The organism is Stenotrophomonas sp. 28608_Sma (assembly GCF_056486185.1).
The window spans coordinates 1,284,843-1,311,115 of the sequence record NZ_CM151308.1 but is presented as its reverse complement, the minus strand read 5'-3'; the positions used below and the strand labels follow the sequence as shown (position 1 = coordinate 1,311,115).

Sequence of the window (26,273 nt, the reverse complement as noted above, 5' to 3'; positions counted from 1 at the left end):
CTTTTTCTATTTCACCGAGCGCGCGATGGCGTACTGCGCGGCGTAGTACGTGGACAGCACCAGCAGGCTGGCCAGCGGCAGGCCACCGGCGAAGCGGTCCCAGGCCAACAGGGAATCGCTGGCGACGAACAGCACGGCACCGGCAGCGGCCCAACGGGCACTGGCGGCCTCCATGGCGTCAGGCTGCGGGCGGCGCCACTGCCGTGCCAGGGCCAGCACCGCCATCGATGCCAGCACCACCACGTACGCCAGCACCGGAATACGCATCGGTGCGGGCAGGTGTGGCCACAGGCCCAGCACGTTGAGCACGGCAAACGCACCGAGCAGGACGCTGGCGCCGACCAGCCCACGCCCGGCACGCAGGCCTCCGCGGAAGGCGATGATGTAGCAGACATGCGCCAGCAGGAATGCGACCAGCCCTGGTACGAACGCATCCATCGGCAGCATCAGTGCGATATCGCCCACGCACGAGAGCAGCATGCCGGCCAGCACCGCACGCCGATAGAACGGCTGCACCGGATCATGCACGCCCCAGACGATGGCAGCGATCAGCAGCGTGGTGGCCGGCTTGGCCAGCCAATGCAGCCAGCGCCCATCGCCATGCAGGAACGCGCCGATGATGGCGAAGACCGCCATCAGCAGGATCACGCCATCGCGGGCACGCGGTTTCATCGCGCCTTCCACAGGTCCGCCAGGCGGTCAGGCTTGCCGGCGATGCGCTCCAGCACCGGGTACTGCAGGCCACCGTGGTAGGCGATGCTCATCGTTTCGATGCGATCGAACTGCTTCACCAGCAACACGATCGGCGCCTTGTCCTTTGCTGCGGCGGTGACTGCATCCTTCAAGCGCTGGCTGCTGTATTCACGGCCGCCAACCGCGATCACCTTCATGCCCGGTGCAAGACCGGCGTTGAACGCCGGACTGTCCCAGATCACGTCACCGACCGTGCCGTTGTCGAGCACGGTCGCACCCAGTGAGTACGCCAGCAACGCCGCCTTGGCGCGCTTTTCCTGCGCCTTGTAGGCGTCGTTCGGGGTATCGCGGTAAACCAGCTTCCAGCCCGCCAGTTCCAGGCCGCCGGTCAACGAACCGTGGCCATCCAGGCGCCCGCGCAGGAACGTCGCCCAGTCGTACGGCGCGATACCGTTCAAGGTCGCGACCACATCATCGAAGGTGTACGGATTGACGTCCCAACTGCCATTGCCGACGCCGAAGAACGCACGTGCGAAGTCGTCCAGGCTGCGGCGATTGCCGCTCTGTTCGCGCAGCTTGCCCTCCACTTCCAGCCACAGCATCTGGCCGCCGGAGTAGTAGTCCTCGCTCATCTGGTAGTTGCGGTACGGCAGGGTGCGGCGCTGGGCGATGGTCGGGTCGTTGGTGGTGTCCTGCAGTGGGCGCCAGGCCAGCCCCGGGCGGCCACGGTCATAGGTCGCGGCCACGTTGGCCAGCATGTCGCGCGCCTGCGCCGTCGACCACAGGCCTGAGCGCGCGGCCAGCACCTGGCCCCAGAACTGGGTCTGGCCCTCGTACACCCACAGCAGGCTGTCGCCCATCGGCACGTTGAAATTGGCGGTGGCCAGATCGGCGCCGCGACGGTACTTCCCGTTCCACGAATGGGTGTACTCATGCGGCAGCAGGTCGCGCATCCACGCGTTGCTGTCCCACTCTGTGAAGTAGCCTGGATCGGCACTGTTCTCGCTGGAACGGTGGTGTTCCAGACCAATGCCACCGAGGCGGTCGGTCAACGCCAGCAGGAACTCATAGTGGTTGTAATGGCGCGCCCCATAGAGCTTGTCGGCCTGCTGCACCAGCGCGCGGTGCAGCTTGATCTGTTCGTCGGTCGGCTTCAGCGACTTGGCGTCGTCGGCGAACACATTGAGGTGCACCGGCACCTTCGCACCCGGGTCGAGATCGATGCGCTGGTAGTGCTCGCCGGCGAACAACGGCGAATCGACCAGATGGTCATACGAGATCGGCTTGAACACCACGGTGTCACCGTCGCGTCGCGCGGTTTCCAGCGCAGTGGCGAACGACCAGCCCTTGGGCAGGGTCACGCTGGCCTGCGCCTGCAGGTTGCGCGCATCGACGCCGGCCGGATACAGCGAATTGGCGTTCCACTGCAGGTTGAGCATTTCCGGGGTCATCACCACCCGGCCCTGGCTGCCGCCCTGCGAGGACAGGAAATCGAAGTGGGCGACGATCTCGCTCACGCCCTCGGGCACGTTCACCTTGAACGCATAGACGTTGAACTGGTCGCGCTGCCAGGCCAGCGGCTTGCCGTTGGCCGTTACGCGCAGTCCGGCCAGCTTGTCGATCGGACCGGTGGGCGAATGGTTGCCGGGAATCCACTGCGGGTACAGCAGGGTGACCGGGCCGGGCTTGACCGGCACGGTGGCGGTCACCTTGAAGATGCGACGGGCCAGATCGCGCGCGTCGACATCGATGCGCAGCAGGCCGGGAGCCGCCGCGTTCGCCGGTGGCGAGGTCTGCGCAAGTGCAGGCGTGGCCGCCAGCGCGAACAGCAACGACATCGCCAAGGCTCGGGTCTTCATCGGGCAACTTCCAACAACGGAGAATCTTCCGATGCTAGGCCCGTAAAGTGCCCTGCCCCATGGCCAAAGGTCATGGGCGAGCGCCCATTCGTGCATGTACAGAAGCGTGCGAACCAAGGTTCGCACCCACCTTGTGCTGGTTCGCACCCACCAGAGCAGTTTCAGTAGATCCACGCCATGCGTGGATGAGGCGCTTCCCGGTCAGTCGACCAGGCGCAGGCGCAGTTCCTTTGGCAGCGCGAACACCATCGATTCCGGTTCGCCGTCCAGCTCGCCCACGCCGCTGGCGCCCAGCTCGGCCAGACGCGCCAGCACGCCATCAACCAGCACCTGCGGCGCCGAGGCACCTGCGGTCACACCGATGTGCTGCTTGCCAACCACCCACTGCGGGTCGATCTCGTGCGCGCCGTCGATCAGGTACGACTCCACGCCCTCACGACGGGCCAGCTCGCTCAAGCGGTTGGAGTTGGAACTGTTCGGCGAGCCGACCACCAGCACCAGGTCGCAGCGCTTGGCCAGATCGCGCACGGCGTCCTGGCGGTTCTGCGTGGCGTAGCAGATGTCGTCGTTCTTCGGGCCCTGCATTGCCGGGAAACGCTCGCGCAATGCATCGATGATGCCGCGCGTATCATCCACCGACAGCGTGGTCTGGGTGGTATAGGCGAAGTTTTCCGGCTGGTTGATGTGCAGCGTGGCAACCTGCTCGACATCCTCGACCAGATAGATCTGGCCGGTGCCGGCTTCGCGGTTCCACTGGCCCATGGTGCCCTCCACTTCCGGGTGACCGGCGTGGCCGATCAGCACCACGTCACGGCCGGCACGGCAGTGGCGGGCGACTTCGAAGTGGACCTTGGTCACCAGCGGGCAGGTGGCGTCGAACACCTTCAGGCCACGACGCTCGGCCTCCTGGCGCACGGCCTGGGACACGCCATGCGCGCTGAAAATGACCGTGTTGTTGTCCGGCACTTCATCGAGTTCCTCGACGAAGATCGCACCGCGCTGCTTCAGGTCGTCGACCACGAAGCGGTTGTGCACCACTTCATGGCGGACGTAGATGGGCGCGCCCAGCGTTTCGATCGCGCGCTTGACGATCTCGATCGCACGATCGACGCCGGCACAGAATCCACGCGGGTTGGCGAGCAGCACATCCATCAGTTCAGTCTCCCGGCAGCGGCCGGCTTACGGTTTCGGATTGGCATTATCCGCCTTTTTGGCGGACTTGCCGTCGAACAGGCCAAACAGGGCGATGCCGATGGCACCCACCACGATGGCCGAATCGGCGATGTTGAACGAGGGCCAGGTGTAGCTGCCCACGTACCACTGGATGAAGTCGACCACGTGGCCGTGCACCTGGCGGTCGATCACGTTGCCGATGGCGCCACCGATGATCAGCGCGTACGGCACCGCGGCCTTCCAGTTGCCGCGGGCAGTGCTACGCAGCCACCAGGCCATCAGGCCGCTGATGACGATCGCCAACACGGTGAAGAAGTGTTTCTGCCAGCCACCGGCGTCGCTCAGGAAACTGAACGCGGCACCGGTGTTGTAGGTGCGGTACCAGTTCCAGAAGCCGTCGATGACCACCACTGGCTGGAACTCCGGCAGGCTCGACAACACCCAGGCCTTGGACCACTGGTCCAGGCCGATGATGGCGGCCGACAGCAGCAGCCAGACCAGGGCGTTCGGATGCGGACGGGGCGCGGCCATCAGAACCAGCTCCGCACTTCACCGGCGCCGGTGATGTTGCTCACGCAGCGGCCGCACAGTTCCGGGTGGTCGGCGTTGCTGCCGACGTCGGCGCGGTGGTGCCAGCAGCGCACGCACTTGGCCTTGGTGGTCGGCTGGGCGCTGACGAACACCTCGTCGGTGGTCGCTGGGCGCACCTGCACGTCGCCACTGATGAACAGGAAACGCAGTTCATCGGCCAGCGGCTGCCACTTCGCGGCCTGCTCTTCGCTGGCGGCGATGGTGATTTCCGCTTCCAGCGCGGCACCGATCGCGCCGTTGGCACGCATCGGCTCGAGCACCTTGGCCACCTGCTCGCGCACGGCCAGCAGCTGGTCGAAGTCGGCGGCGTTGAGCTGGGCATCGGCCGGCAGCGGCGCCAGGCCGTCGTACCAGGTGGTGAACAGCACATGGCCGGCATGCTCGCCCGGCAGATAGCCCCACAGCTCGTCGGCGGTGAAGGTCAGGATCGGCGCCACCCAGCGGGTGAACGCTTCGGCGATGTGGTACATCGCGCTCTGTGCCGAACGGCGACCGTGCGAATCGGTCGGCATCGTGTACAGGCGGTCCTTGGTCACGTCCAGGTACAGCGAGCCCAGGTCCACGCTGCAGAAGTTCAGCAGCAGCTGCACGATCTCGGCCATGTTGTAGCCGTCGTAGGCCGCCTTGATCTTCTCCTGCAGCTCCCACGCGCGATGCACGATCCAGCGGTCCAGCGCGACCATCTGGTCGAGCGGCTGCAGGTGCTGGGCCGGATCGAAACCGTCCAGGTTGCCGAGCAGGAAGCGTGCGGTGTTGCGCAGGCGACGGTAGGCGTCGGCGTTGCGCTTGAGGATCTCCTGCGACAGCGACATCTCGTTGCTGTAGTCGGCCGAGGCGATCCACAGGCGCAGGATGTCCGCGCCCAGCTTGTTCATGATGTCCTGCGGCTCGATGCCGTTGCCCAGCGACTTGGACATCTTGCGGCCGTGCTCGTCCACGGTGAAGCCGTGGGTCAGGCACTGCTTGTACGGCGCGCGCTTGTCGATCGCCACGCCGGTCAGCAGCGAGGACTGGAACCAGCCGCGGTGCTGGTCGGAACCTTCCAGGTACAGGTCGGCCGGCTTGCCGAAGCCACGCGCCGCAAGCACGCCTTCATGGGTCACGCCCGAGTCGAACCAGACGTCGAGGATGTCGGTGACCTTCTCGTAGTCGGCCGCTTCGGCGCCCAGCAGTTCAGCAGCATCCAGCGAATACCACACGTCGATGCCCTCAGCCTCGACGCGGTCGGCGACCTGCTGCATCAGCTCCACCGAACGCGGGTGGATCTCGCCGGTCTGGCGATGGGTGAACAGTGCGATCGGCACGCCCCAGGTGCGCTGGCGCGAGATGGTCCAGTCCGGACGACCGTCGACCATGCTCTGGATGCGCGCCTTGCCCCAGGTCGGGAACCAGCCGACGGTATCGATGGCGGCCAGCGCATCGTTGCGCAGGTTGGCCTTGTCCATCGAGATGAACCACTGCGGGGTGGCGCGGAACACCACCGGCGTCTTGTGGCGCCAGCAGTGCGGGTAGCTGTGGCGGATCGGGTGGAAGGCCAGCAGCGAACCGTTGTCGCGCAGCACGCTGACGATGGCCTCCTGCGCCTTCCACAGGTGCTGGCCGGCCAGCACCACGTCACCGGCCGGCGGGGTCGATTCCAGGTACACGCCACGGCCGTCGATCGGGGTCACCTGGCCGGCGTTGTACTTGTCCAGCAGGCCGTACTTCTGGCTGACCACGAAGTCTTCCTGGCCGTGGCCGGGGGCGGTGTGCACCGCACCGGTACCGTCCTCGTCGGAGACGTGCTCGCCGTTGAGCACCAGGATCTCGCGCTCCGGGTAGAACGGGTGCGCCAGCAGCTGGTTCTCCAGCGCGGCACCGGTGGTTTCACCGTGCAGCACCACGTTTTCGACGCCATAGCGCTGCAGCGCGCGCTCGGCCAGGGCCGCGGCCAGCACCAGCCAACGGCGCTTGCCGTTGTGCGCCGGGCCTTCGGCCAGCACGTAGTTGATCTCCGCGCCCAGCGACACCGCCAGCGAAGCCGGCAACGTCCACGGGGTGGTGGTCCAGATCGGCACGGCCACTTCCACGTCAGCCGGCACGCTCACGCCGAACGCCTGGCCGATGGCCTGCGCATCGCGCGCGGCGTAGGCCACGTCGATCGCCGGCGATTCCTTTTCCTGGTACTCGATCTCGGCCTCGGCCAGCGCCGAGCCACAGTCGAAGCACCAGTACACCGGCTTGGCGCCACGCACCAGGTGGCCATTGGCCACGACCTTGGCCAGCGCACGGATCTCGTTGGCTTCGAAGTCGAAGCTCAAGGTCTTGTACGGGTTGTCCCAGTCGCCGGTGACGCCCAGGCGCTTGAAGTCCACGCGCTGGATGTTGATCTGCTCTTCGGCGAACTCGCGGCACTTCTGCCGGAATTCAACCGCGTCGAGCTTGGTGCCGACCTTGCCCCACTTCTTCTCGACCGCGATCTCGATCGGCAGGCCGTGGCAGTCCCAGCCCGGCACGTAGGGCGCATCGAAGCCGGCCAGGTAGCGCGACTTGACGATGATGTCCTTCAGGATCTTGTTGACCGCGTGGCCCAGGTGGATGCGGCCGTTGGCGTACGGCGGGCCGTCATGCAGCACGAACAGCGGGCGGCCGGCGGCGTTGTCGCGCAGCTGCTGGTAGAGCCCCTGCTCTTCCCACCGCGCCAGAATGCCCGGCTCGCGCTTGGGCAGGTCGCCGCGCATCGGGAATTCGGTGGCTGGCAGGTTCAGGGTGGTCTTGTAGTCCTGGCTCACGCAGTGGCTCGCAATCTATGTTCGGAAAGGATGGCGCGCGCCTGTTCGGCATCGCGGTGCATCTGGTCGGTCAGCGCCGCCAGATCATTGAATTTCTCTTCGTCGCGCAGCTTGGCGACGAACTCTACGTCGATGTGGCGCCCGTACAGGTCGCCCTGGAAATCAAACAGGTGCGCTTCCAGCAGCGGCTCCACGCCGTCCACCGTCGGCCGCGTGCCGAAGCTGGACACCGACGGCCACGGCTGGTCGAACACGCCGTGCACCCAGGTCGCGTAGATGCCCGACAGCGCCGGGGTCTTCGGGAACCGCAGGTTGGCGGTGGGGAAGCCCAGCGTGCGGCCGAGCTGGCGCCCACGCACCACCCGCCCGCTGATCGCGTAGGGACGGCCGAGCAGATCGCCGGCACGGGCGAAATCGCCGTCCTGCAGCAGCTGGCGGATGCGGGTGCTGGAGATGCGCTCGCCGTGCAGATCGACCGCTTCGATCTCGCCGGCGCTGAAGCCGAGCTCGGCGCCGAGCTGCTGCAGCAGGGCCAGGTCGCCGCGGCGGCGGTTGCCGAAGCAGAACTCCGGCCCGATCCAGACCTCACGCGCACTCAGGCGATTGACCAGCAACTGGCGCACGAAGGTCTCGGCCGGCATCGCCGCCATCGCCGCGTCGAAACGCAACAGGCCGATCGCATCGACGCCGAGCTCGCGCAGGATCTCGACCTTGCTGCGCGCCAGGGTCAGCCGCGGCGGCGGCGTGCCCTGGGCGAAGAATTCACGCGGCAGCGGCTCGAACGCCACGGCCACCGCGGCCACGCCCAAGGCGCGCGCGCGGGCAACCGCGTGGCGGACCAGCGCACGATGGCCCAGGTGGAGGCCGTCGAATGCACCGATACAGACCACGCTTCCGTTGGGGAACAGCTCCCCGCCCTCGACGCTTCTGAACAGCCTGCTCATCAACTCTCGTTCCGGCCCGACCGGGGCCGCTGCTTCAATGGTGTAACCCTGAAGTATAGCCGCCACGGGCCGCGATCAATGCCCACGCAGGTCGCGCGGGCGGAAGCCCATCGCCAGCATGGCCACCGCATAGGTCGCGCCACCGCCGCCGACCAGCAGAATCAGGCCACCGATACGGTGCCATTTGTCCATGACGGTGAAGTCGGGAACCCAGTGCAGCAGGGCCAACAGCACGCCGACCATGGCCGCACAGGCCAGCAGCAGCCGCACCAGGTAGCCGCCCCAGCCCGGCCGGCGCTGGTAGACATCGGTCTTGCCCAGCCAGTACCAGAGCAGGCCCAGGTTCAGGTAACTGGACAGTGCGCTGGCGATGCCCAGCGCCAGGTGCAGGCCCGGCTGCTTGCCGATGGCCGCCATCACGCCCTGCGCCTTCAGCTCGTCCGGCACCATGACCTGGTAGAGCACGGCCAGCAGGGCGAAGTTGAACACCATGTTGGCCACCAGCGCGGCCACACCGGCACGGACCGGGGTCTTGGTGTCCTGTCGGGCATAGAACGCCGGCAGCACCACCTTCAGCAGGGCGAACGCCGGCAGGCCGAAACTCAGGCCGTACACCGACAGCGCGGTCATGCGGGTATCGAAGGCGGTGAACTGGCGGTACTGGAACAGAGTGGCGATCAGCGGCTCGGCCAGCAGCAGCAGGCCCAGCATGGCCGGCACCGAGATCAGCAGGGTCATCCGCAGGCCCCAGTCCAGCGAGCGCGAGAAACCCTCGCGGTCGGTGCTGACGTGATGGCGGGCCAGCGCCGGCAGGATCACCGTGCCCAGCGCCACGCCGAACACACCCAGCGGCAGCTCCAGGAAGCGATCGGCCAGCGACAGCCACGACTGCGAGCCGTCGGTCAGCTTGGCCGCGATGAGGGTATCCAGCAGCAGGTTGATCTGCGCCACCGACGAACCGAACAGGGTCGGCACCATCAGCGTCAGCACCTTGCGCACGCCCGGATGGCGCCAGCCCCAGCGCGGCAGGGTCAGCAGGTTGATGCCCTTCAGCGAGGGCAGCTGGAACAGCAGCTGCAGGATGCCGGCGGCGAGTACCGCCCAGCCCAGCGCCAGGATCTGTTTTTCCGGGGTGCCGCCCAGCCGCGGCGCCAGCCATAGCGCACCGGCGATCATGCACAGGTTGAGGATGACCGGGGTCAGCGCTGGCATCGCGAAACGCTGGAAGCTGTTCAGCGCGCCACCGGCCAGCGCGGTCAACGAGACGAACAACAGGAACGGGAAGGTCAGGCGGAACAGGTCGACCAGCAGGGTCTGCTTGACCGGGTCGGTATCAGCACCACTCGAGAATGCGACCGCCAGCTGCGGCGCGAAGATCAGCGCCAGCGCGGTAACCAGCATCAGCACCCCACCCAGGGTGCCGGCGGTGCGGGCCATCAGTTCACGCAGCTCGGCATGGCTGCGGGTTTCCTTCACTTCCGTGAACACCGGCACGAAAGCGGTGGCGAAGGAGCCTTCGGCGAACAACCGGCGCAGGAAATTGGGTACCCTGAAGGCAACCCAGAACGCATCGGTGACCGCATTGGTGCCGAACGTGGTGGTGATCACCTGGTCACGGACAAGTCCGAGCACCCGCGAGACCATGGTCATGCTGCTGAACGACAGCAGGCCTCGCAACATCTTCGGTGAACTCACTCAGCGTCCCTCTTGACAATCGACTTGACGTGCATTTCTCGGGCCATCATACTAGCTAGCTTGCTGTTCCCATAACACCGATTTTTTCAGGAAACCACCACCGTGGCCAATATCAAGTCCGCCAAGAAGCGCGCCAAGCAGACCGTCGTGCGCAACGCGCGCAACGTGGCTCAGCGCTCGATGCTGCGCACCGCTGTCAAGAAAGTGATCAAGGCGCTGGACGCCAACGATGCCGCCGGCGCCGAAGCCGCCTTCGCCGTTGCCCAGCCGATCCTGGATCGCTTCAGCGCGCGTGGCCTGATCCACAAGAACAAGGCTGCTCGCCACAAGAGCCGCCTGAACGACCGCATCAAGGCCCTCAAGGCCGCCTGATCCGGCGTTGCCGCCCTGCCCCTTCGGGGGTCGGGCAGCAGAAAAGAACCCGGCCCCGGCCGGGTTTTTTGTTGCCTGCGATCCACGCGATCCGGTAGTGCCGGCCGCTGGCCGGCAACCCCGAGGAATGCCGGCCAGCGGCCGGCACTAATGGAAAATGAAAAACCCGGCCGAAGCCGGGTTTTTCGCATGGAACCACAACAGCATTACTGCGCGTTGCGGGCTTCCAGCTCGTCTTCCTTCTGGCGATCGAAGAAGGCCATGATCCGGCTCATGATCGGGAAGGTACCTTCGCGGCCCAGCGCGGAAACCAGGAACCACGGCTCCTTCCAGCCCAGCTCGGCGACGATCTGTTCGGCCGCAGCCTTCGCTTCGTCTTCAAACATCAGGTCGGCCTTGTTCAGCACCAGCCAGCGCGGCTTCTGCAGCAGCTCCGGATCATGCTTTTCCAGTTCGCGCTCGATCGCGCGCACCTGCTCGACCGGGGAAATGCCTTCCACACCGCCTTCCATCGGCGAGATGTCCACCAGGTGCAGCAGCAGGCGGGTGCGCTGCAGGTGGCGCAGGAACTGCGCACCCAGGCCGGCACCGTCGGCAGCGCCTTCGATCAGGCCGGGAATGTCGGCAATCACGAAGCTGCGGTAGTTCTCCACCTTCACCACACCCAGGTTCGGGTACAGCGTGGTGAACGGGTAATCGGCCACCTTCGGCGTCGCCGCCGAAACGGCACGGATCAGGGTGCTCTTGCCAGCGTTGGGGAAGCCCAGCAGGCCGACGTCGGCCAGCAGCTTCAGCTCCAGCTTCAGCGTGCGCTCTTCGCCCGGCTCGCCCGGCAGCGCCTGGCGCGGCGAGCGGTTGGTCGAGCTCTTGAAGTGCATGTTGCCCAGACCACCACGACCGCCCTGCGCCACCAGCAGGCGATCACCATGCTGGGTCAGGTCGCCGATGATTTCATCGGTGGCGACGTTGATCACCACGGTGCCGACCGGCACGGTGATGGTCAGGTCTTCGCCGCCCTTGCCATAGGCCTGGCGGCCCATGCCGTTCTCGCCACGCTGCGCCTTGAAGATGCGGTCATGGCGGAAGTCGACCAGGGTGTTCAGGTTTTCGTCGGCGCGGATGTACACGCTGCCGCCCGCACCGCCGTCGCCGCCGTCCGGGCCGCCGAGCGGAATGAACTTCTCGCGACGGAAGCCAATGCAGCCGTTGCCGCCGTTGCCGGCGAACACTTCGATTTCTGCTTCGTCTACCAGTTTCATTGTTTCGATGCCTGCGATGGGCGCGGCCTGCCTGCCGTCGCCTTGAATGTTATGCCAGCCACTGGCCGGCACCCCGGCCTGGCCGGTCTTGCTTTCACTCTAACGAAAAGCCCCGCCGAAGCGGGGCTCTTCATGCAGCACCCCCATGCCGAGGCACGGGTGCCGGCGATGCCTGGATCAGGCGTCGGCCGAGACGATGCTGACGGTGCGACGCTTCTTGGCGCCCTTGACCGAGAACTCCACCTTGCCGTCCACGAGGGCGAACAGGGTGTGGTCACGGCCCAGGCCAACGCCCGAACCCGGGTGGAACTGGGTGCCGCGCTGACGCACGATGATGTTGCCGGCTTCGATGGCCTGGCCGCCGAAGATCTTGACGCCCAGGTACTTCGGGTTGGAGTCGCGACCGTTGCGCGAGGAGCCTACGCCCTTTTTATGTGCCATGACTGCTTCTCCTGATGCTTAGCCGGCGATGCCGGTGATCTCGATTTCGGTGTAGTACTGACGGTGACCCTGACGCTTCATGTGGTGCTTGCGGCGACGGAACTTGATGATCCGGACCTTGTCAGCACGACCCTGGGACAGGACCTTGGCGGTGACGGCAGCGCCCTTCAGCGCATCGCCCAGCTTCACGCCGTCGCTGTCACCCAGCATCAGGATGTTGTCAAACTTGATCTCGCTGCCGACTTCGACTTCGAGCTTTTCAATGCGGAGCTTTTCGCCCTGCGCCACGCGGTATTGCTTACCGCCGGTGACCAGTACTGCGTACATGACCAGGCCTTCCTCTGTAGTTATTGTGGTCTGAGCTGCCGCCATCGAGGGCGGACAGGAGCGGAATTGTACGCAGATCAGCGGGCGCGGGTCAAGTCAACCCCTGAACGGCCCGGGGGCCCGGCCAGAACGGGGTCAGATCCCTTTTCACGTTGTGAAAAGGGATCTGACCCCTGCCTGTCGGCCTGTCTCATCAGGTGAGACATCGGGCTGGCATTGTCGCCCATTGCCCCCATCTGGTCACCTCGGTAGGCTGACCGATTGCCGTTCCCTGCTGGCCCGGCACCCAGCCAACGCCCCCACAACCGGATCCCCCATGGCGATGGATTTCATCCGCATCCGCGGCGCGCGGACGCACAATCTGAAGAACCTCGACCTCGACCTGCCCCGCGACAAGCTGATCGTGATCACCGGCCTGTCCGGTTCGGGCAAGTCCTCGCTGGCGTTCGACACCATCTATGCAGAAGGCCAGCGCCGCTACGTCGAGTCGCTGTCGGCCTATGCGCGCCAGTTCCTGAGCGTGATGGAAAAGCCGGACCTGGACCACATCGAAGGCCTGTCCCCGGCCATCTCGATCGAGCAGAAGTCGACCTCGCACAACCCGCGTTCGACGGTCGGCACCATCACCGAGATCTACGACTACCTGCGCCTGCTGTACGCCCGCGTCGGCACCCCGCGCTGCCCGGACCACGGCTATCCGCTGGAAGCGCAGACGGTCAGCCAGATGGTCGACCAGGTACTGACGCTGGACCCGGAACAGCGCTACATGCTGCTGGCGCCGGTCATCCGCGACCGCAAGGGCGAGCACGCACAGGTGTTCGACCAGCTGCGCGCGCAGGGTTTCGTGCGCGTGCGCGTGGACGGCGAGCTGTATGAAATCGATGCGGTGCCGCCGCTGGCGCTGCGCCAGAAGCACACCATCGAGGCGGTGATCGACCGCTTCCGCCCGCGCGAGGACATCAAGCAGCGCCTGGCCGAGAGCTTCGAGACCGCACTGAAGCTGGGCGATGGCATGGCCTCGGTGCAGAGCCTGGACACCGCCGACGCCACGCCGGCGCTGTTCTCCTCCAAGTACTCCTGCCCGGTGTGCGACTACTCGCTGCCGGAACTGGAGCCGCGCCTGTTCTCGTTCAACGCACCGATGGGCGCCTGCCCCGGCTGCGATGGCCTGGGTATCGCCGAGTTCTTCGATCCCTCGCGCGTGGTGGTGCATCCGGAGCTGTCGCTGGCCGCCGGTGCGGTGCGCGGCTGGGACCGCCGCAACGCCTACTATTTCCAGCTGATCGCCTCGCTGGCCAAGCACTACAAGTTCGACGTGGACGCAGCCTGGAACTCGCTGCCGGCCAAGGTGCAGCAGGCCGTGCTGTACGGCAGCGGCGACGAAACGATCACCTTCACCTACTTCACCGAAGCCGGCGGCCGCACCCAGCGCAAGCATCGCTTCGAGGGCATCATTCCCAACCTCGAACGCCGCTACAAGGAAACCGAGTCGCCGGCGGTGCGCGAGGAGCTGTCCAAGTACATCAGCGAACAGCCGTGCCCGGAATGCAATGGTGCGCGCCTGAACAAGGCGGCGCGCAACGTGTTCGTGGCCGATCGCCCGCTGCCGGAGCTGGTGGTGCTGCCGATCGACGAGGCACTGAAGTTCTTCAGTGAACTGAGCCTGCCGGGCTGGCGTGGCGAGATCGCCGCGAAGATCGTCAAGGAGATCGGCGAACGCCTCGGCTTCCTGGTCGATGTCGGCCTGGATTACCTGACCCTGGAGCGCAAGGCCGACACCCTGTCTGGTGGCGAGGCACAGCGCATCCGCCTGGCCAGCCAGATCGGCGCCGGCCTGGTCGGTGTGATGTACGTGCTCGACGAGCCGTCGATCGGCCTGCACCAGCGCGACAACGAACGCCTGCTCGGCACCCTCACCCGCCTGCGTGACCTGGGCAATACGGTGATCGTGGTCGAACATGACGAGGATGCGATCCGCCTGGCCGACTACGTGCTGGACATCGGCCCGGGCGCGGGCGTGCACGGCGGCGAGATCGTCGGCCAGGGCACCCTGCAGGACATCCTGGAGGCACCGCGTTCGCTGACCGGCCAGTACCTGTCGGGCAAGCGCGCGATCGAGATTCCGGCGCGCCGGCACACGCCGAACCCGAAGATGACCCTGCACCTGCGCGGGGCGACCGGCAACAACCTGAAGGGCGTGGACCTGGCGATTCCGTCGGGCCTGCTGACCTGCGTGACCGGCGTATCCGGCTCGGGCAAGTCGACCCTGATCAACGACACCCTGTTCTCGCTGGCCGCCAACGAGATCAACGGCGCCTCGCACCCGATCGCTCCGTACAAGGAGATCGATGGCCTGGACCTGTTCGACAAGGTGGTGGACATCGACCAGTCGCCGATCGGCCGCACCCCGCGTTCGAACCCGGCTACCTACACCGGCCTGTTCACGCCGCTGCGCGAACTGTTCGCACAGGTGCCCGAAGCGCGTGCACGCGGCTATTCGCCGGGCCGCTTCAGCTTCAACGTGCGCGGCGGCCGCTGCGAAGCCTGCCAGGGTGACGGCCTGATCAAGGTCGAGATGCACTTCCTGCCGGACGTGTACGTGCCCTGCGACGTCTGCCACGGCAAGCGCTACAACCGCGAAACGCTGGAGATCCTGTACAAGGGCTTCAACATCAACGACGTGCTGGAAATGACCGTCGAAGATGCGCTGAAGCTGTTCGAGCCGGTGCCGTCAATCGCGCGCAAGCTGGAAACGCTGGTCGACGTCGGCCTGAGCTACATCAAGCTGGGCCAGAGCGCGACCACGCTGTCTGGTGGTGAAGCGCAGCGCGTGAAGCTGTCCAAGGAACTGTCGCGCCGCGATACCGGCCGCACCCTGTACATCCTCGACGAACCGACCACCGGCCTGCACTTCCACGACATCGAAGCGCTGCTGGGCGTGCTGCACAAGCTGCGCGACGAGGGCAACACGGTGGTGGTGATCGAGCACAACCTGGACGTGATCAAGACCGCCGACTGGATTGTCGATCTGGGCCCGGAAGGCGGGCATCGCGGTGGCACCATCCTGGTCACCGGCACGCCGGAAGACGTGGCGGCCTGCCCGCAGTCGTACACCGGCCAGTTCCTGGCCCGCATGCTGCCGTCCACCAGCGCGCGCCCGGAACAGCCGGCCGCCGTGGCCAACAAGCCCGATGCCCGCCCGCCGCGCAAGGTGAAGCCTGAGAAGCCGGCCAAGGTGGCGAAGAAGGCGGTGGCTGCCAAGAGCACCGGCAAGACCAGCAAGACCGCCACTGCCAGCAAGAAGAAAAAGGACGCCTGATGAGCAGCGAACACAAGATCCTGGCCCGCATCCCGATCAGCGTGCGCTGGCGTGACATGGACAGCATGGGCCATGTGAACAATGCCAAGTACATCTCCTACCTGGAAGAAGCGCGCGTGCGCTGGATGCTGGGTGTGGACGGTGTGTCGATGACCGACCGCATCGCACCGGTGGTGGCCGCGACCAACGTCAACTACCGGCTGCCCATCGTGTGGCCCAACGACATCCTGGTCGAGCTGTTCGTCGAGCGCCTGGGCAACAGCAGCGTGACCATCGGCCACCGCATCGTCGACCAGCAGGACGAATCGAAGCTCTATTCGGACGGCAACGTGGTGGTGGTGTGGATGGACACCCAGACCGGCAAGAGCGCGCCGCTGCCGGAAGCGATCCGCAGCGCGTCGACCTGACGCGCCTGTGGTAGTGCCGGCCGCTGGCCGGCAACCTCCAGATGTATCGCGGATGCCGGCCAGCGGCCGGCACTACCGATCCAATTCAAAGGACTGACATGATCCACCAGACTGAACTGAGCGACCTGCTGCCCGGCATGGTCGCCTTCCCCACCGATGTCTTCCCCGCCGACCAGGCCTGGCTCGGCCAGCACCTGCTGCCGCTGCTGAAGATCGACCTCGGCGTGCTGCGCCCGGAACTGGCCGGCCAGGTGGCAACGATGCTGTGCCCGATCGAGCCCTACGACGGCTGCATCGGCGAGACCACCGAAGAACACCACAACGATTTCACCGGCACCAACTGGATCGCCTTCGAACTGACCGCCTGCAACGAGATGCGCTTTCTCGGCAACGAGGGCTATTTCATCGGCGACGCGGTGCAGGACAAGGACGCGCAGGAACACATCGCGCAGATGCGCGACAGCTACGCCAAGGCACGCGACTACCACGCCACGCATGGCCGCCTCGCCTGCTACTCGCGCTATGGCAAGGGTGAGGCCAGCGAGCGCGATTATCTGGATACGCTGGGCGGACAGATTTCCTGCGGCAACTGGATCGAGACGGCTGACATCCCGAACGCCTTCACCCTGGAATTCACCGACGCCGCCAACGACCGGCATGCACCGGACGATGCGGAACTGGCAATCATCCGCCGCGATGGCAACGCGTTCTTCGCGGTGGCCGAAGTGGCCGGCTACAACTGGTGCGCCACCGGTGCCGATGCGATCGTGATGCTGTACGAGCCGGAAAGCCGCACGGTGCTGTTCTCGTACGACTGGTCGTAAGCCCCTGGTAGTGCCGGCCGCTGGCCGGCTTTTCACCACGCTGCCGGCCAGCGGCCGGCACTACCGGATATTGCGGTCGCGCCGAGCGTCCTCGACGCTACGGCAGCCATCCAATCGTCGCTTCATCCGTAGAGTCGAGCTTGCTCGACTGCTGCTGGCCGGCTTTCACCACGCTGCCGGCCAGCGGCCGGCACTACCGGATATTCCGGTCGCGCCGAGCGTCCTCGACGCTACGACGGCCATCCCAACTCCTTGCTTCAGCAGCAGCGTGCCGTTTCCCCGCGCGCTTACGGCGCGGCCTTGCGCACCACCAACGTCGCGCTCACTTCGCCACCGCCTTCCAGCTGCAGCCGCAGCGGCAGCGCCTGCCCTTCCTTCAACGCGCCCTTGCCCTGCATCAGCATCAGGTGCAGGCCACCGGGCTTGAGCTCGGCGCGCGCGCCCGGCGCCAGCGGCAGACGCTCGATCGCGCGCATCCGGCTGACCCCATCGACAATCGTGGTCTCGTGCAGCGACACATCAGCGAAACCGCTGCTGGTCGCCCCGGTGATCGCCACCGCCTTGCCGCAGCCGTTGTGGATCACGCCGTAGCCGGCGGTCATCGGCATCGCCGGATTCGGTGGCAGCCGCGCCCAGCCCTGCTCCACCGTGACGCAGGCCGGTTCCGCCGCCGAGACCGATGCTGCGGCCGCACACAGAACCAACAGTACGCCAACGAATGGTTTGGTTATCATCGCCCAGGTTCCTTCTTCGCAACGAGACCGCAGCATGACGACGCTCATCGAGGTGATCAACCATGGCCCCATCCGCGAACTGCGCCTGGCGCGGCCGCCGGTCAACGCGCTGGACACCGAACTGTGCCGGCAGTTGATCCACGCCATTGAACTGGCCATGGCCGAAGACGCGCACGGCATCGTGCTGTCGGGCAGCGAGCGTGTCTTCACCGGCGGCATGGACGTGCCGCATCTGCTCTCGCATGGCGATGACAAGCACAAGTTGTTGGACACCTGGAACGCCTTCTTTGGCGCCGTGCGCACGCTGGCCGAGAGCCGCATCCCGGTGGTCGCGGCGATCACCGGCCACGCACCGGCGGGCGGCTGCGTGCTGGCCCTGTGCTGCGACTACCGGGTGATGGCGCGCAGCGCCGATCCGTCGCGGCCGTATGCCATCGGCCTGAACGAAGTGCAGGTGGGCCTGATCGCGCCGGAGGGCATCCAGCGCCTGCTGCGCCGTGCAGTGGGCGTGCACCGCGCGGGCGTCCTGCTGACCACCGGTTCGCTGGTACCGGCCGAACAGGCGCTGCAGATCGGCCTGGTGGATGAGCTGGCCGATGGCGATCTGGTGGTGGCGCGTGCCGTGGCCTGGCTGCAGAACCTGCTCAGGCAGCCACGCCAGCCGATGCTGCTGACCCGCGCCATTGCCCGTGCGGACCTGCACGAAGCCCTGCACCCGGACCTGATCCAGCTCGACCGCTTCGTCGAGGCCTGGTTCGCCCCGGATGCGCAGAATGCCCTGCAGGCGCTGGTCGCCCGGCTGGGCAAGTAACCGGTAGTGCCGGCCGCTGGCCGGCAACCGCAGGTGCCCCAGGAGGATCATGAGATTGCCGGCCAGCGGCCGGCACTACCAATGATGGACTGGCCTGCAACGGTATAATCGGGGCCTCTTCATTGCTGTGGCCGCCCCCTTGAACGACACGCCCGAACCCGTCGTCTCCGAGCTGATCGACCTGCTCACCCTGGAGCGGCTGGAGGACAACCTGTTCCGCGGGCAGAGCCGCGACATCGGCACCAAGTACGTGTTCGGCGGCCAGGTGCTGGGCCAAGCGCTGGCTGCGGCGCAGGCCACGGTCGACAACGGGCGCCACGTGCACTCGCTGCACGCCTACTTCCTGCGCGCCGGCAACATCGACCACCCCATCGTCTACGACGTGGACCGTACCCGCGACGGCGGCAGTTTCTCGGTGCGCCGGGTTACCGCAATCCAGCACGGCAAGGTGATCTTCTTCTGTGCTGCCTCGTTCCAGCAGGCCGAAACCGGCGCCGAGCACCAGCACAAGATGCCCGAAGTGCCGCAGCCGGAAGACATCGAACCGAACCGCCCGCTGCCGGCCGAAGTGCTGGAGCGGCTGCCGATCAAGGTGCAGCGCTGGCTGTCGCGCGGTGGCCCGTTCGAGTTCCGCCACGTCTACCCGCGCGATGAACTCAATCCGCCCAAGCGCCCCCCGTACCACCAGGTGTGGCTGCGCCTGAGCGAGCCGGTCGGCGATGCCCCGGAGCTGCACCAGGCGCTGCTGGCCTACGCCTCCGACTTCCACCTGCTGGGCACGGCGACGTTCCCGCATGGCATCAGCTACTACCACCCGCACGTGCAGATGGCCTCGCTCGACCACGCGATCTGGTTCCACCGCCCGTTCCGTGCCGACGACTGGCTGCTGTACTCGCTGGACAGCCCCAGCGCGCAGGATTCGCGCGGCCTGGCCCGCGGTCAGTTCTTCACCCGCAATGGCGTGCTGGTGGCCAGCACCGCGCAGGAAGGCCTGATCCGCGTCGTTCCCGACCAGGCAGCAGCGGCCGCCGTGCCGGCCAAGGATTGATCCGATGCGCCAGATCTTCAGCAGCCAGCGCGTGGAAACCGTCGAAGGCGTCGCCGAGCTCCTGCGCGAGCATGGCATCGACGTCAAGGTGACCAATGGGCGCTCGTACAAGACCCGTCGCCGCGGCCAGTTCAGCTATACCGACCTGGGCAACGCCAACGCCTACCCAGCGGTGTGGATCGTGCGCGCCGACGACCAGCCGCGCGCGCGTGAAATCCTGCGCGAGGCGCGGCTGCTCGACACCACCCGTCGCGACCACCCGACCGCCGAGTTCGCCTTCCGCGACGCGCCGGAACCGGGCAGCGGCGGCCGCAGCTGGGCCTGGCGCATCCGCATCGCCCTGCTGGTGGTGATCGCCGGCGTGGCGTTGGTGATCGGCCTGCGCCATCGTGGTGCCCCGGCACCGGTCGCACCGGCCCCTGCCCCGCAGGCCCAGCCGCAGCGGGCACAGCCGGCACTGCAGGCCGCGCCGGAAGAGGAAGAAGAAGTCCGGGTCCGCATCCAGCCCTCAAAATGACGCACGGGTAGTGCCGGCCGCTGGCCGGCAGCCGCAAAAAAGGGGACGGAGGGGATTAAGTCGTTTGTGGCACAAACGACTTAATCCCCTCCGTCCCCTTTTTTTGTCATGAGGTTGCCGGCCAGCGGCCGGCACTACCGTGCAGAAGGCCGGTCACATTCGGCGCGCGGCTCCGTCTTGGGACACAATCCCAGCAGGAGAGCCGCCGCCATGACGACGTTCGCCGCATCGATCGACCAGACCCTGGAACGCGAACTGCCTGCCGCTGCCAGCGGTTGCCAGCACGCCTATGGCCGCATCGTGCTGGCCTGCCAGAACACGGTTACCGCCATCGCGCTGGCCATCACCCGCGATCGTCAGGCCAGCGAGGACATCGCCCAGGAGGCCTTCGTGAAGGGCTGGCAGCAGCTGCACCAGCTGCGCAGTTCGACCAGCTTCCTGCCCTGGCTGCGGCAGATCACCCGCAACCTGGCCCGCGACTGGCTGCGCACTCAGCGCGGCCGGCCGCTGACCGGCGAGGCCGCCGAGGTGGCGATGGGCATGGCGGCCGACCCGGCCCCGGGCGCGGCCGACCGGCTGCAACGGGTGGAAGAAGAGATCGCCGCCGAGGACATCATTTCCGCGTTGCCGGCCGACAGCCGCGAAGTGCTGCTGCTGTACTACCGCGAAGGCCAGCGTTCGCAGCAGGTGGCTGACCTGCTCGGGCTCAGTGACGCCGCCGTGCGCAAGCGCCTGTCGCGTGCCCGCGCCCTGGTGCGCGACGGCCTGCTGCAGCGCTTCGGTGAATTCGCGCGCAGCAGCGCACCCAGTGCCGCGTTCGCTACGGCGGTGGTTTCGATGGTACTGGTGGCCGCGCCCGGCACTGCCAGCGCAGCGATCCTGCTCGGCACCGGTGTCGGCATCGGCGGCAGCAAGCTTGGCCTCGGCGGTGCCAGCGCTGCGGGCGGCACCGCGATGGGCTCGCTGACTGCCACGCTGGGCCAGCTGCACGTGCTGCCGGCCGAAAGCTGGGGGGCGGTGATCGGCGGTGTGGTCGGTGGAGCGATCGGCAGCTATCTGGGCGGACGCTTCCTGATGTCGTACACCGAAACGGCATCCGAGCGCCGCGACGTGCGCCGCTTCCTCTACCTCAACATCATCACCGGCATGTTCTGGTGCCTGGCGATCCTGCTGGCTGTGATGCTGCAGGCCCCGGTCTGGGCGCAGCTGACGGTGCTGGCGGTAGGCCTGGGCGTGGTCAACTACCAGTGCCTGGTGCCGCTGCAGCGGGTGATGGCACCGATGATCGCGCGCGATTCGGCCCGCCGCGGACGCACCGGCATCAACTGGAAGTTCGAATCGATGTACGGCCGCACCGGCATCATCGCAATGAACCTGATGGTCATCGCGCTTGTGGTGTACTCACTGATGCGCAGCGGCCGCCTGTAACGGACAACGCCGGCAGTGCGCCGGCGTTGTCGTCATTCACTGCGTTGAACCTCAGCGCTGCGGCTTCGGCGCCGCGCCATCGCGCGGACCGCCGTGGCGCGGGCCACCGTGCATCGGGCCCTTGGCGGCATCGAACTCGGCCTTGCTCAGCTGGCCATCCTTGTTGGTGTCGGCGGCAGCGAACCAGGCATCACGACGCTGCTTCATGCGCAGTTCGCGGTCGGCCTTGTCCAGGTAACCGTCCTTGTTGAGGTCGAGCTCGTCGAAGCGCGCGGCCAGGCGCGGATCGGCCTTGGCTTCCTCGCGGCTGATGCGGCCGTCCTTGTTGACGTCCAGCTTGGCCCAGCGCTCACCGCCGTGGCCACCACGGCGACCGTGCTGCCAGCGTGGCAGCTCATCGCGCGAGAGCTTGCCGTCCTTGTTCTTGTCCAGCTCGTCGAACTTCGCGGCCAGGCGCGGGTTGGCAGCGGCCTCGCTGCGGTCGATCACGCCGTCGCCGTTGGTGTCCAGCTTGGCCGGGCGCTGCGCCGGCGTGGTCGGGGTGTCGGCGGCCAGCGCGATACCGGAAGCGGAAGTGCCGAGCAGCAGGGCCAGCAGCAGGGGGGTACGGATCATGAGGTCACTCCTGGGGATGGGAACAGCGTCGGGGTGATCACTTCACCCTCGGGGAACAACAACGCCCGGGCGCGACATCGGTTGACGCCACTGCCGGTTCCATTCATCCGGCGGACAGTCGCCGCCACTGCGACAGGCTGGGGCTATGCTGTGCCCATGGCGATACATGGCGACAGAGACGACGAACTGCGACTTTTCCAGACCGGCGAGCACCCCTGCGGGTACTGGTCGGACCGGGTGGCGCGCGACCTGGTGCTGGACCCGCACGATCGCCGCCTTGGCGGCCTGTACCCGCTGGCACTGAGCTGGGGCTTCCGCCGCAGCGGCGACCTGGTCTACCGGCCACATTGCGCGCACTGCCAGGCCTGTGTGGCGGTGCGCATCCCGGTGGCGCGCTTCGCCCCGGACCGCAGCCAGCGCCGTTGCGCGGCCCGCAATGAAGACCTGGAGGTGCGGATCACCGCCGCCACCGCCCGTGACGACCTGTTCGCGCTGTATCACCGCTATCTGGTGCATCGCCACGCCAACGGTGGCATGGACGACCATGGCCCGCACGAATTCGAGCAGTTCCTGATCGGCAGCTGGTCGCACACCCGCTTCATGGAGATGCGCCTGCCCGGCCACGACGGCCAGCCCAGCCAGCTGCTGGGTGTGGCGGTGACCGACGTCACCGAGCACGGCCTGTCGGCGGTCTACACCTTCTTCGACCCGGACCATGCCGCGCGTGGGCTGGGCACCTTCGCGATCCTGCAGCAGATCGAATGGGCCCGCCGCGAGGGCCTGCCGCACGTATACCTGGGCTACTGGATCCGCGGGCATCAGAAGATGGACTACAAACGGCGCTATCGAGCGCTGGAAGCCTATGACGGCCGCCGCTGGCACGATTTCGACGACGAACTGGACGGACGCTGACAAACCATTGACACCGGGCCGGGTGCACAATACGGCGCATGAACCTCCGACCCCAGATCCTCGCCCTGGCCCTGCTCTGCGGCGCCACCGCCCCCGCCTTCGCCACGTCCCCTGCGATGACCGAAAAGCCGTCCGCTGCGCTGCGCCTGGCCACCTACAACACCTCGCTGTACTCCGATGAGACCGGTGGCCTGATCAAGGAGCTGGAAGGTGACAGCGAGCACGCGCGCAAGATCGCCGCGGTGCTGCAGCAGGCACGCCCGGACCTGGTGCTGCTGAACGAATTCGATTTCGACGACGCCCACCGCGCCGCCGACCTGTTCCAGAAACGCTACCTGGAAGTGGCACAGCCCGGCGGCGGCAAGCCGCTGCACTTCGCCTACCGCTACCTGGCCCCGGTCAACACCGGCGTGCCCAGCGGCCTGGACCTGGACAACAACGGCGTGGTCGGCGGCGAAGGCCGCAGCCGCGGCAACGATGCCTGGGGCTACGGCCTGCACCCGGGCCAGTACGGCATGCTGGTGCTGTCGCGCTACCCGATCGATGAAGCCAAGGTGCGCAGCTTCCAGCTGCTGAAGTGGAGCGCGATGCCGGGCGCGATCCGTCCGGTCGACCCGCGCACCGGCAAGAGCTTCTACAACGACCATGTGTGGTCGCAGCTGCGGCTGTCGTCGAAGTCACATTGGGACGTGCCGGTGAAGACCCCGGCCGGCGTGGTCCACGCGCTGGTCTCGCACCCGACGCCGCCAGTGTTCGATGGCCCGGAAAAGCGCAACGCCGCGCGCAACCACGACGAACTGCGCCTGTGGCAGGAATACCTGTCCAAGGGTGACAAGCCGTGGCTGTGCGACGACAAGGGCCAGTGCGGTGGCCTGGCACAGGACGCGCGCTTCGTGATCCTGGGCGACCTCAACAACGACCCGGTCGATGGTGATGGCCGCCATGAGGCGATCGTCGAACTGATCGAGAACGCCCGCGTGTTGCGCTACCCCACCCCGCGCAGCGTTGGTGGCGAGCAGACCAGCCTGGCCTATGCGGCCAAGGGCATCGAGCGCAAGGGCGCACCGTTCCACGCCACCGGCGATTTCGGCCCGAAGTCCGGCACCATGCGCCTGGACTACGTGCTGCCCTCGACCGGTTTCGAGTACATCGGCAGCGGCGTGTTCTGGCCGGCCAATGAAAGCCCGGAAGCGAAGATCGCCGACGGCAGCGACCACCACCTGGTGTGGGTGGACGTGCGGTAGAGCAGCGTACCGACCAACGGTCGGTACCCACCGGGTTTCGGTAGGCGACGACCGTTGGTCGTCGCTCCTTTTTCAGGGGCGCAGTTCGACGCCGATGGCTTCGGCGGCATCACGCGCGATGGCGCGCGCTTCGTCGATGGTTTCCGCGCGCGCCAGGGTCACGCCCACGCGGCGATGGCCGTGCACGCTCGGCTTGCCGAACAGGCGCACGGCGGTGTCCGGCACCTGCAGGGCGGCGGCGACGTTGTTGAAATACGGCACGCCCTCGCCATGCGCCAGCAGCGCGCACGAGGCCGACGGGCCGCTCTGGCGGATCACCGGGATCGGCAGGCCAAGGATGGCGCGCGCGTGCAGCGCGAACTCGCTCAGTTCCTGCGAAACAAGCGTCACCAGGCCGGTGTCGTGCGGGCGCGGCGACACTTCGCTGAACCACACCTCGTCGCCCTTCACGAACAGCTCGACACCGAACAGGCCCCAGCCACCGAGGTCATCGGTGATCGCGCGCGAAATCTCTTCGGCACGCGCCAGTGCCGCGCTCGACATCGGCTGCGGCTGCCAGCTTTCGCGGTAATCACCGTCCTTTTGCAGATGGCCGATCGGCGCGCAGAACGAGGTGCCGCCGGCATGGCGCACGGTCAGCAGGGTGATCTCGTAGTCGAAATCGATGAAACCCTCGACGATGCAGCGGCCGGCACCGGCGCGGCCACCGGTCTGCGCATAGTCCCAGGCGGGTGCGATGTCCGCCTCGCTGCGCAGGGTGCTTTGGCCCTTGCCCGAGGACGACATCACCGGCTTGACCACGCACGGCAACCCAATGGCAGCCACGGCAGCACGGTATTCGGCCTCGCTATCAACGAAGCGGTACGGCGAGGTCGGCAGGCCCAGGGTCTCGGCGGCCAGGCGGCGGATGCCCTCGCGGTCCATGGTCAGGCGGGCGGCGCGCGCGGTCGGGATCACCCGCAGGCCCTGCTCCTGCTCCAGCTGGACCAGGGTCTCGGTATGGATGGCCTCGATCTCCGGCACCACCAGGTGCGGCTGCTCCCGGGCGATCAGGGCACGCAGCGCCATCGCATCGAGCATGTCTATCACGTGCGAGCGGTGCGCGACCTGCATGGCCGGGGCATCGGCATAGCGGTCGGCGGCGATCACTTCCACGCCCAGCCGCTGCAGCTCGATGGCCACCTCCTTGCCGAGTTCGCCCGAGCCGAGCAGCAGCACGCGGGTGGCGGAGGGGGACAACGGAGTTCCAAGCTTGGCCATGGCGGTTCCAGCAGCGATGTGAAGGCGGGTGGGCATTCTAGCTGGCCGGGCACCCCGGCCATGGCATCCGACGAACGGCAGTCGACAAGTGATATCACTTTGATATCTTCATTCCGAACCCTCAAGGACGTACCGCCATGAAAGAGAAGTCGCTGTCTTCGCTCAACGGCCTCGGCACGCTGGCCGGCGCCCTGCTTGTCGCCCTCGCCGGCGGCGCCCTGTTCGTACTGGGCGCAGCAGCCAAGGCCAGCACCGGTTCCCCCAACCTGCTGCTGATGCTGGCAGGCATCCTGATGGCGGCACTGGCGGTCTTCGCCCTGGCCGGCCTGTACACGGTCCAGCCCAACCAGGCGGCGGTGCTGAGCCTGTTCGGCAAATACGTGGGCACCGTGAAGGACAACGGCCTGCGCTGGAACAACCCCTTCTATGCCAAGCGCCGGGTCAGCCAGCGCGTGCGCAACTTCGAGAGCGGCAAGCTGAAGGTCAACGAGCTGGACGGCAGCCCGATCGAGATCGCGGCGGTCATCGTCTGGCAGGTGGTCGATGCCTCCGAGGCGGTCTACAACGTGGACGACTACGAGAGCTTCGTGCACATCCAGTCCGAATCGGCGCTGCGCGCGATGGCCACCAGCTACCCCTACGACCAGCATGAGGATGGCCAGCTGGCCCTGCGCAGTCATGCCAGCGAGATTTCCCAGCACCTGAAGAACGAACTGGCCGAGCGCCTGGCCGACGCCGGCGTGCAGGTGATCGATGCGCGCATCAGCCACCTCGCCTACGCCGCTGAAATCGCCCAGGCGATGCTGCAGCGGCAGCAGGCCAACGCGGTGATCGCCGCACGCACGCGCATCGTTGCCGGTGCGGTCGGCATGGTCGAGATGGCCCTGGCCGAACTGCAGAAGAACGGCGTGGTGCAGCTGGACGAGGAACGCAAGGCGCACATGGTCAGCAACCTGCTGACCGTGCTGTGCTCGGACCGCGGCACCCAGCCGATCGTCAATGCAGGCTCGCTGTACTGAGCCACACTCG

24 protein-coding genes are annotated in these 26,273 nt (G+C 66.8%); 11 read left to right on the top strand and 13 right to left on the bottom strand.

Going from position 1 to position 26,273, the window contains the following annotated elements:
* Positions 1–6: 6 nt before the first annotated feature.
* The 7 genes from ACZLHH_RS06000 to murJ form a co-directional block, all read right to left on the bottom strand.
* Positions 7–672 carry a lysoplasmalogenase gene (locus ACZLHH_RS06000; RefSeq protein ID WP_180845324.1) on the bottom strand — a complete coding sequence of 222 codons (666 nt, stop codon included), beginning with the start codon at positions 670–672 and terminating at the stop codon, positions 7–9.
* Positions 669–2,552 (bottom strand): M61 family metallopeptidase, encoded by a 1,884-nt coding sequence (locus ACZLHH_RS05995; RefSeq protein ID WP_180845323.1) that lies wholly within the window; start codon positions 2,550–2,552, stop codon positions 669–671. Before ACZLHH_RS05995 ends, ACZLHH_RS06000 begins: the two co-directional genes overlap by 4 nt.
* 201 nt (positions 2,553–2,753) lie before the next feature.
* The gene (gene ispH / locus ACZLHH_RS05990) at positions 2,754–3,704 is read right to left on the bottom strand and encodes a 4-hydroxy-3-methylbut-2-enyl diphosphate reductase (protein WP_049424359.1); all 951 of its coding nucleotides are present in this window, start codon (positions 3,702–3,704) and stop codon (positions 2,754–2,756) included.
* 27 nt (positions 3,705–3,731) lie between these two features.
* Complete coding sequence (gene lspA, locus ACZLHH_RS05985) at positions 3,732–4,256, bottom strand: signal peptidase II (protein WP_049424357.1); 525 nt, start codon at positions 4,254–4,256, stop codon at positions 3,732–3,734.
* Complete coding sequence (ileS, locus tag ACZLHH_RS05980) at positions 4,256–7,087, bottom strand: isoleucine--tRNA ligase (protein ID WP_107433601.1); 2,832 nt, start codon at positions 7,085–7,087, stop codon at positions 4,256–4,258. Before ileS ends, lspA begins: the two co-directional genes overlap by 1 nt.
* The gene (locus ACZLHH_RS05975) at positions 7,084–8,031 is read right to left on the bottom strand and encodes a bifunctional riboflavin kinase/FAD synthetase (protein ID WP_032127582.1); all 948 of its coding nucleotides are present in this window, start codon (positions 8,029–8,031) and stop codon (positions 7,084–7,086) included. Before ACZLHH_RS05975 ends, ileS begins: the two co-directional genes overlap by 4 nt.
* A gap of 75 nt (positions 8,032–8,106) precedes the next feature.
* Positions 8,107–9,711, bottom strand: a complete 1,605-nt coding sequence (murJ, locus tag ACZLHH_RS05970; protein ID WP_180845322.1) for a murein biosynthesis integral membrane protein MurJ — start codon at positions 9,709–9,711, stop codon at positions 8,107–8,109.
* A gap of 117 nt (positions 9,712–9,828) precedes the next feature.
* On the opposite strand from murJ, the gene rpsT reads away from it, so the two are divergent.
* Positions 9,829–10,098 (top strand): 30S ribosomal protein S20, encoded by a 270-nt coding sequence (gene rpsT / locus ACZLHH_RS05965; RefSeq protein WP_005408560.1) that lies wholly within the window; start codon positions 9,829–9,831, stop codon positions 10,096–10,098.
* A gap of 206 nt (positions 10,099–10,304) precedes the next feature.
* Here rpsT and cgtA read toward each other — a convergent pair whose 3' ends face one another.
* The 3 genes from cgtA to rplU form a co-directional block, all read right to left on the bottom strand.
* Positions 10,305–11,357, bottom strand: coding sequence for an Obg family GTPase CgtA (gene cgtA, locus ACZLHH_RS05960; RefSeq protein ID WP_032127584.1), 1,053 nt, complete (start codon positions 11,355–11,357; stop codon positions 10,305–10,307).
* Positions 11,358–11,534: 177 nt separating this feature from the next.
* A complete protein-coding gene (gene rpmA / locus ACZLHH_RS05955; RefSeq protein WP_005415704.1) occupies positions 11,535–11,798 on the bottom strand; it encodes a 50S ribosomal protein L27 in 264 nt (87 codons plus the stop codon).
* 18 nt (positions 11,799–11,816) lie between these two features.
* Positions 11,817–12,125, bottom strand: a complete 309-nt coding sequence (gene rplU / locus ACZLHH_RS05950; RefSeq protein WP_005408557.1) for a 50S ribosomal protein L21 — start codon at positions 12,123–12,125, stop codon at positions 11,817–11,819.
* A gap of 316 nt (positions 12,126–12,441) precedes the next feature.
* Here rplU and uvrA point away from each other — a divergent pair, with 316 nt between their 5' ends.
* The 3 genes from uvrA (at position 12,442) to ACZLHH_RS05935 (ending at position 16,675) form a co-directional block, all read left to right on the top strand.
* On the top strand, positions 12,442–15,444 hold the full coding sequence (gene uvrA, locus ACZLHH_RS05945) for an excinuclease ABC subunit UvrA (RefSeq protein WP_049424351.1): 3,003 nt from the start codon (positions 12,442–12,444) through the stop codon (positions 15,442–15,444).
* Positions 15,444–15,851 (top strand): acyl-CoA thioesterase, encoded by a 408-nt coding sequence (locus ACZLHH_RS05940; protein WP_006424673.1) that lies wholly within the window; start codon positions 15,444–15,446, stop codon positions 15,849–15,851. Before uvrA ends, ACZLHH_RS05940 begins: the two co-directional genes overlap by 1 nt.
* A 98-nt stretch (positions 15,852–15,949) precedes the next feature.
* Positions 15,950–16,675 carry an enolase gene (locus ACZLHH_RS05935; RefSeq protein WP_180845437.1) on the top strand — a complete coding sequence of 242 codons (726 nt, stop codon included), beginning with the start codon at positions 15,950–15,952 and terminating at the stop codon, positions 16,673–16,675.
* Positions 16,676–16,962: 287 nt separating this feature from the next.
* On the opposite strand, the gene ACZLHH_RS05930 is transcribed toward ACZLHH_RS05935, so the two are convergent.
* Positions 16,963–17,409, bottom strand: coding sequence for a copper chaperone PCu(A)C (locus tag ACZLHH_RS05930; protein WP_180844989.1), 447 nt, complete (start codon positions 17,407–17,409; stop codon positions 16,963–16,965).
* Positions 17,410–17,443: 34 nt separating this feature from the next.
* Between ACZLHH_RS05930 and ACZLHH_RS05925 the strand changes: the two genes are divergently transcribed.
* The 4 genes from ACZLHH_RS05925 (at position 17,444) to ACZLHH_RS05910 (ending at position 21,213) form a co-directional block, all read left to right on the top strand.
* Positions 17,444–18,220, top strand: coding sequence for an enoyl-CoA hydratase/isomerase family protein (locus ACZLHH_RS05925; protein WP_180844988.1), 777 nt, complete (start codon positions 17,444–17,446; stop codon positions 18,218–18,220).
* 127 nt (positions 18,221–18,347) lie between these two features.
* Positions 18,348–19,268 carry an acyl-CoA thioesterase II gene (gene tesB / locus ACZLHH_RS05920; RefSeq protein ID WP_004148214.1) on the top strand — a complete coding sequence of 307 codons (921 nt, stop codon included), beginning with the start codon at positions 18,348–18,350 and terminating at the stop codon, positions 19,266–19,268.
* 4 nt (positions 19,269–19,272) lie between these two features.
* Positions 19,273–19,785, top strand: coding sequence for a pathogenicity-like protein (locus tag ACZLHH_RS05915; protein ID WP_180844987.1), 513 nt, complete (start codon positions 19,273–19,275; stop codon positions 19,783–19,785).
* A 210-nt stretch (positions 19,786–19,995) separates the two neighbouring features.
* Positions 19,996–21,213 carry an RNA polymerase sigma factor gene (locus ACZLHH_RS05910; RefSeq protein WP_180844986.1) on the top strand — a complete coding sequence of 406 codons (1,218 nt, stop codon included), beginning with the start codon at positions 19,996–19,998 and terminating at the stop codon, positions 21,211–21,213.
* A 51-nt stretch (positions 21,214–21,264) separates the two neighbouring features.
* Here ACZLHH_RS05910 and ACZLHH_RS05905 read toward each other — a convergent pair whose 3' ends face one another.
* Positions 21,265–21,828: an EF-hand domain-containing protein gene (locus tag ACZLHH_RS05905; RefSeq protein ID WP_071227749.1), complete on the bottom strand. Its 564-nt coding sequence runs from the start codon at positions 21,826–21,828 to the stop codon at positions 21,265–21,267.
* 156 nt (positions 21,829–21,984) lie between these two features.
* Between ACZLHH_RS05905 and ACZLHH_RS05900 the strand changes: the two genes are divergently transcribed.
* Together ACZLHH_RS05900 and ACZLHH_RS05895 are read left to right on the top strand one after the other, a co-directional pair.
* Entirely contained in the window at positions 21,985–22,740 is a 756-nt protein-coding gene (locus ACZLHH_RS05900; protein WP_107433606.1) for an arginyltransferase, read from the top strand.
* A gap of 38 nt (positions 22,741–22,778) precedes the next feature.
* Positions 22,779–23,984: an endonuclease/exonuclease/phosphatase family protein gene (locus tag ACZLHH_RS05895; protein ID WP_107433607.1), complete on the top strand. Its 1,206-nt coding sequence runs from the start codon at positions 22,779–22,781 to the stop codon at positions 23,982–23,984.
* A 72-nt stretch (positions 23,985–24,056) separates the two neighbouring features.
* Here ACZLHH_RS05895 and purT read toward each other — a convergent pair whose 3' ends face one another.
* Entirely contained in the window at positions 24,057–25,244 is a 1,188-nt protein-coding gene (gene purT, locus ACZLHH_RS05890) for a formate-dependent phosphoribosylglycinamide formyltransferase (RefSeq protein ID WP_107433608.1), read from the bottom strand.
* 137 nt (positions 25,245–25,381) lie between these two features.
* Here purT and ACZLHH_RS05885 point away from each other — a divergent pair, with 137 nt between their 5' ends.
* The gene (locus ACZLHH_RS05885; RefSeq protein WP_049461499.1) at positions 25,382–26,263 is read left to right on the top strand and encodes an SPFH domain-containing protein; all 882 of its coding nucleotides are present in this window, start codon (positions 25,382–25,384) and stop codon (positions 26,261–26,263) included.
* Positions 26,264–26,273: the final 10 nt, after the last annotated feature.

Coding starts and splice junctions, on each gene's coding strand:
- ACZLHH_RS06000 (WP_180845324.1), bottom strand. CDS start 672: ATGAAACCGCGTGCCCGCGATGGCGTGATCCTGCTGATGGCGGTCTTC.
- ACZLHH_RS05995 (WP_180845323.1), bottom strand. CDS start 2,552: ATGAAGACCCGAGCCTTGGCGATGTCGTTGCTGTTCGCGCTGGCGGCC.
- ispH (WP_049424359.1), bottom strand. CDS start 3,704: ATGGATGTGCTGCTCGCCAACCCGCGTGGATTCTGTGCCGGCGTCGAT.
- lspA (WP_049424357.1), bottom strand. CDS start 4,256: ATGGCCGCGCCCCGTCCGCATCCGAACGCCCTGGTCTGGCTGCTGCTG.
- ACZLHH_RS05975 (WP_032127582.1), bottom strand. CDS start 8,031: ATGAGCAGGCTGTTCAGAAGCGTCGAGGGCGGGGAGCTGTTCCCCAAC.
- murJ (WP_180845322.1), bottom strand. CDS start 9,711: ATGTTGCGAGGCCTGCTGTCGTTCAGCAGCATGACCATGGTCTCGCGG.
- cgtA (WP_032127584.1), bottom strand. CDS start 11,357: ATGAAACTGGTAGACGAAGCAGAAATCGAAGTGTTCGCCGGCAACGGC.
- rpmA (WP_005415704.1), bottom strand. CDS start 11,798: ATGGCACATAAAAAGGGCGTAGGCTCCTCGCGCAACGGTCGCGACTCC.
- rplU (WP_005408557.1), bottom strand. CDS start 12,125: ATGTACGCAGTACTGGTCACCGGCGGTAAGCAATACCGCGTGGCGCAG.
- uvrA (WP_049424351.1), top strand. CDS start 12,442: ATGGCGATGGATTTCATCCGCATCCGCGGCGCGCGGACGCACAATCTG.
- ACZLHH_RS05940 (WP_006424673.1), top strand. CDS start 15,444: ATGAGCAGCGAACACAAGATCCTGGCCCGCATCCCGATCAGCGTGCGC.
- ACZLHH_RS05935 (WP_180845437.1), top strand. CDS start 15,950: ATGATCCACCAGACTGAACTGAGCGACCTGCTGCCCGGCATGGTCGCC.
- ACZLHH_RS05930 (WP_180844989.1), bottom strand. CDS start 17,409: ATGATAACCAAACCATTCGTTGGCGTACTGTTGGTTCTGTGTGCGGCC.
- ACZLHH_RS05925 (WP_180844988.1), top strand. CDS start 17,444: ATGACGACGCTCATCGAGGTGATCAACCATGGCCCCATCCGCGAACTG.
- ACZLHH_RS05915 (WP_180844987.1), top strand. CDS start 19,273: ATGCGCCAGATCTTCAGCAGCCAGCGCGTGGAAACCGTCGAAGGCGTC.
- ACZLHH_RS05910 (WP_180844986.1), top strand. CDS start 19,996: ATGACGACGTTCGCCGCATCGATCGACCAGACCCTGGAACGCGAACTG.
- ACZLHH_RS05905 (WP_071227749.1), bottom strand. CDS start 21,828: ATGATCCGTACCCCCCTGCTGCTGGCCCTGCTGCTCGGCACTTCCGCT.
- ACZLHH_RS05900 (WP_107433606.1), top strand. CDS start 21,985: ATGGCGATACATGGCGACAGAGACGACGAACTGCGACTTTTCCAGACC.
- ACZLHH_RS05895 (WP_107433607.1), top strand. CDS start 22,779: ATGAACCTCCGACCCCAGATCCTCGCCCTGGCCCTGCTCTGCGGCGCC.
- purT (WP_107433608.1), bottom strand. CDS start 25,244: ATGGCCAAGCTTGGAACTCCGTTGTCCCCCTCCGCCACCCGCGTGCTG.
- ACZLHH_RS05885 (WP_049461499.1), top strand. CDS start 25,382: ATGAAAGAGAAGTCGCTGTCTTCGCTCAACGGCCTCGGCACGCTGGCC.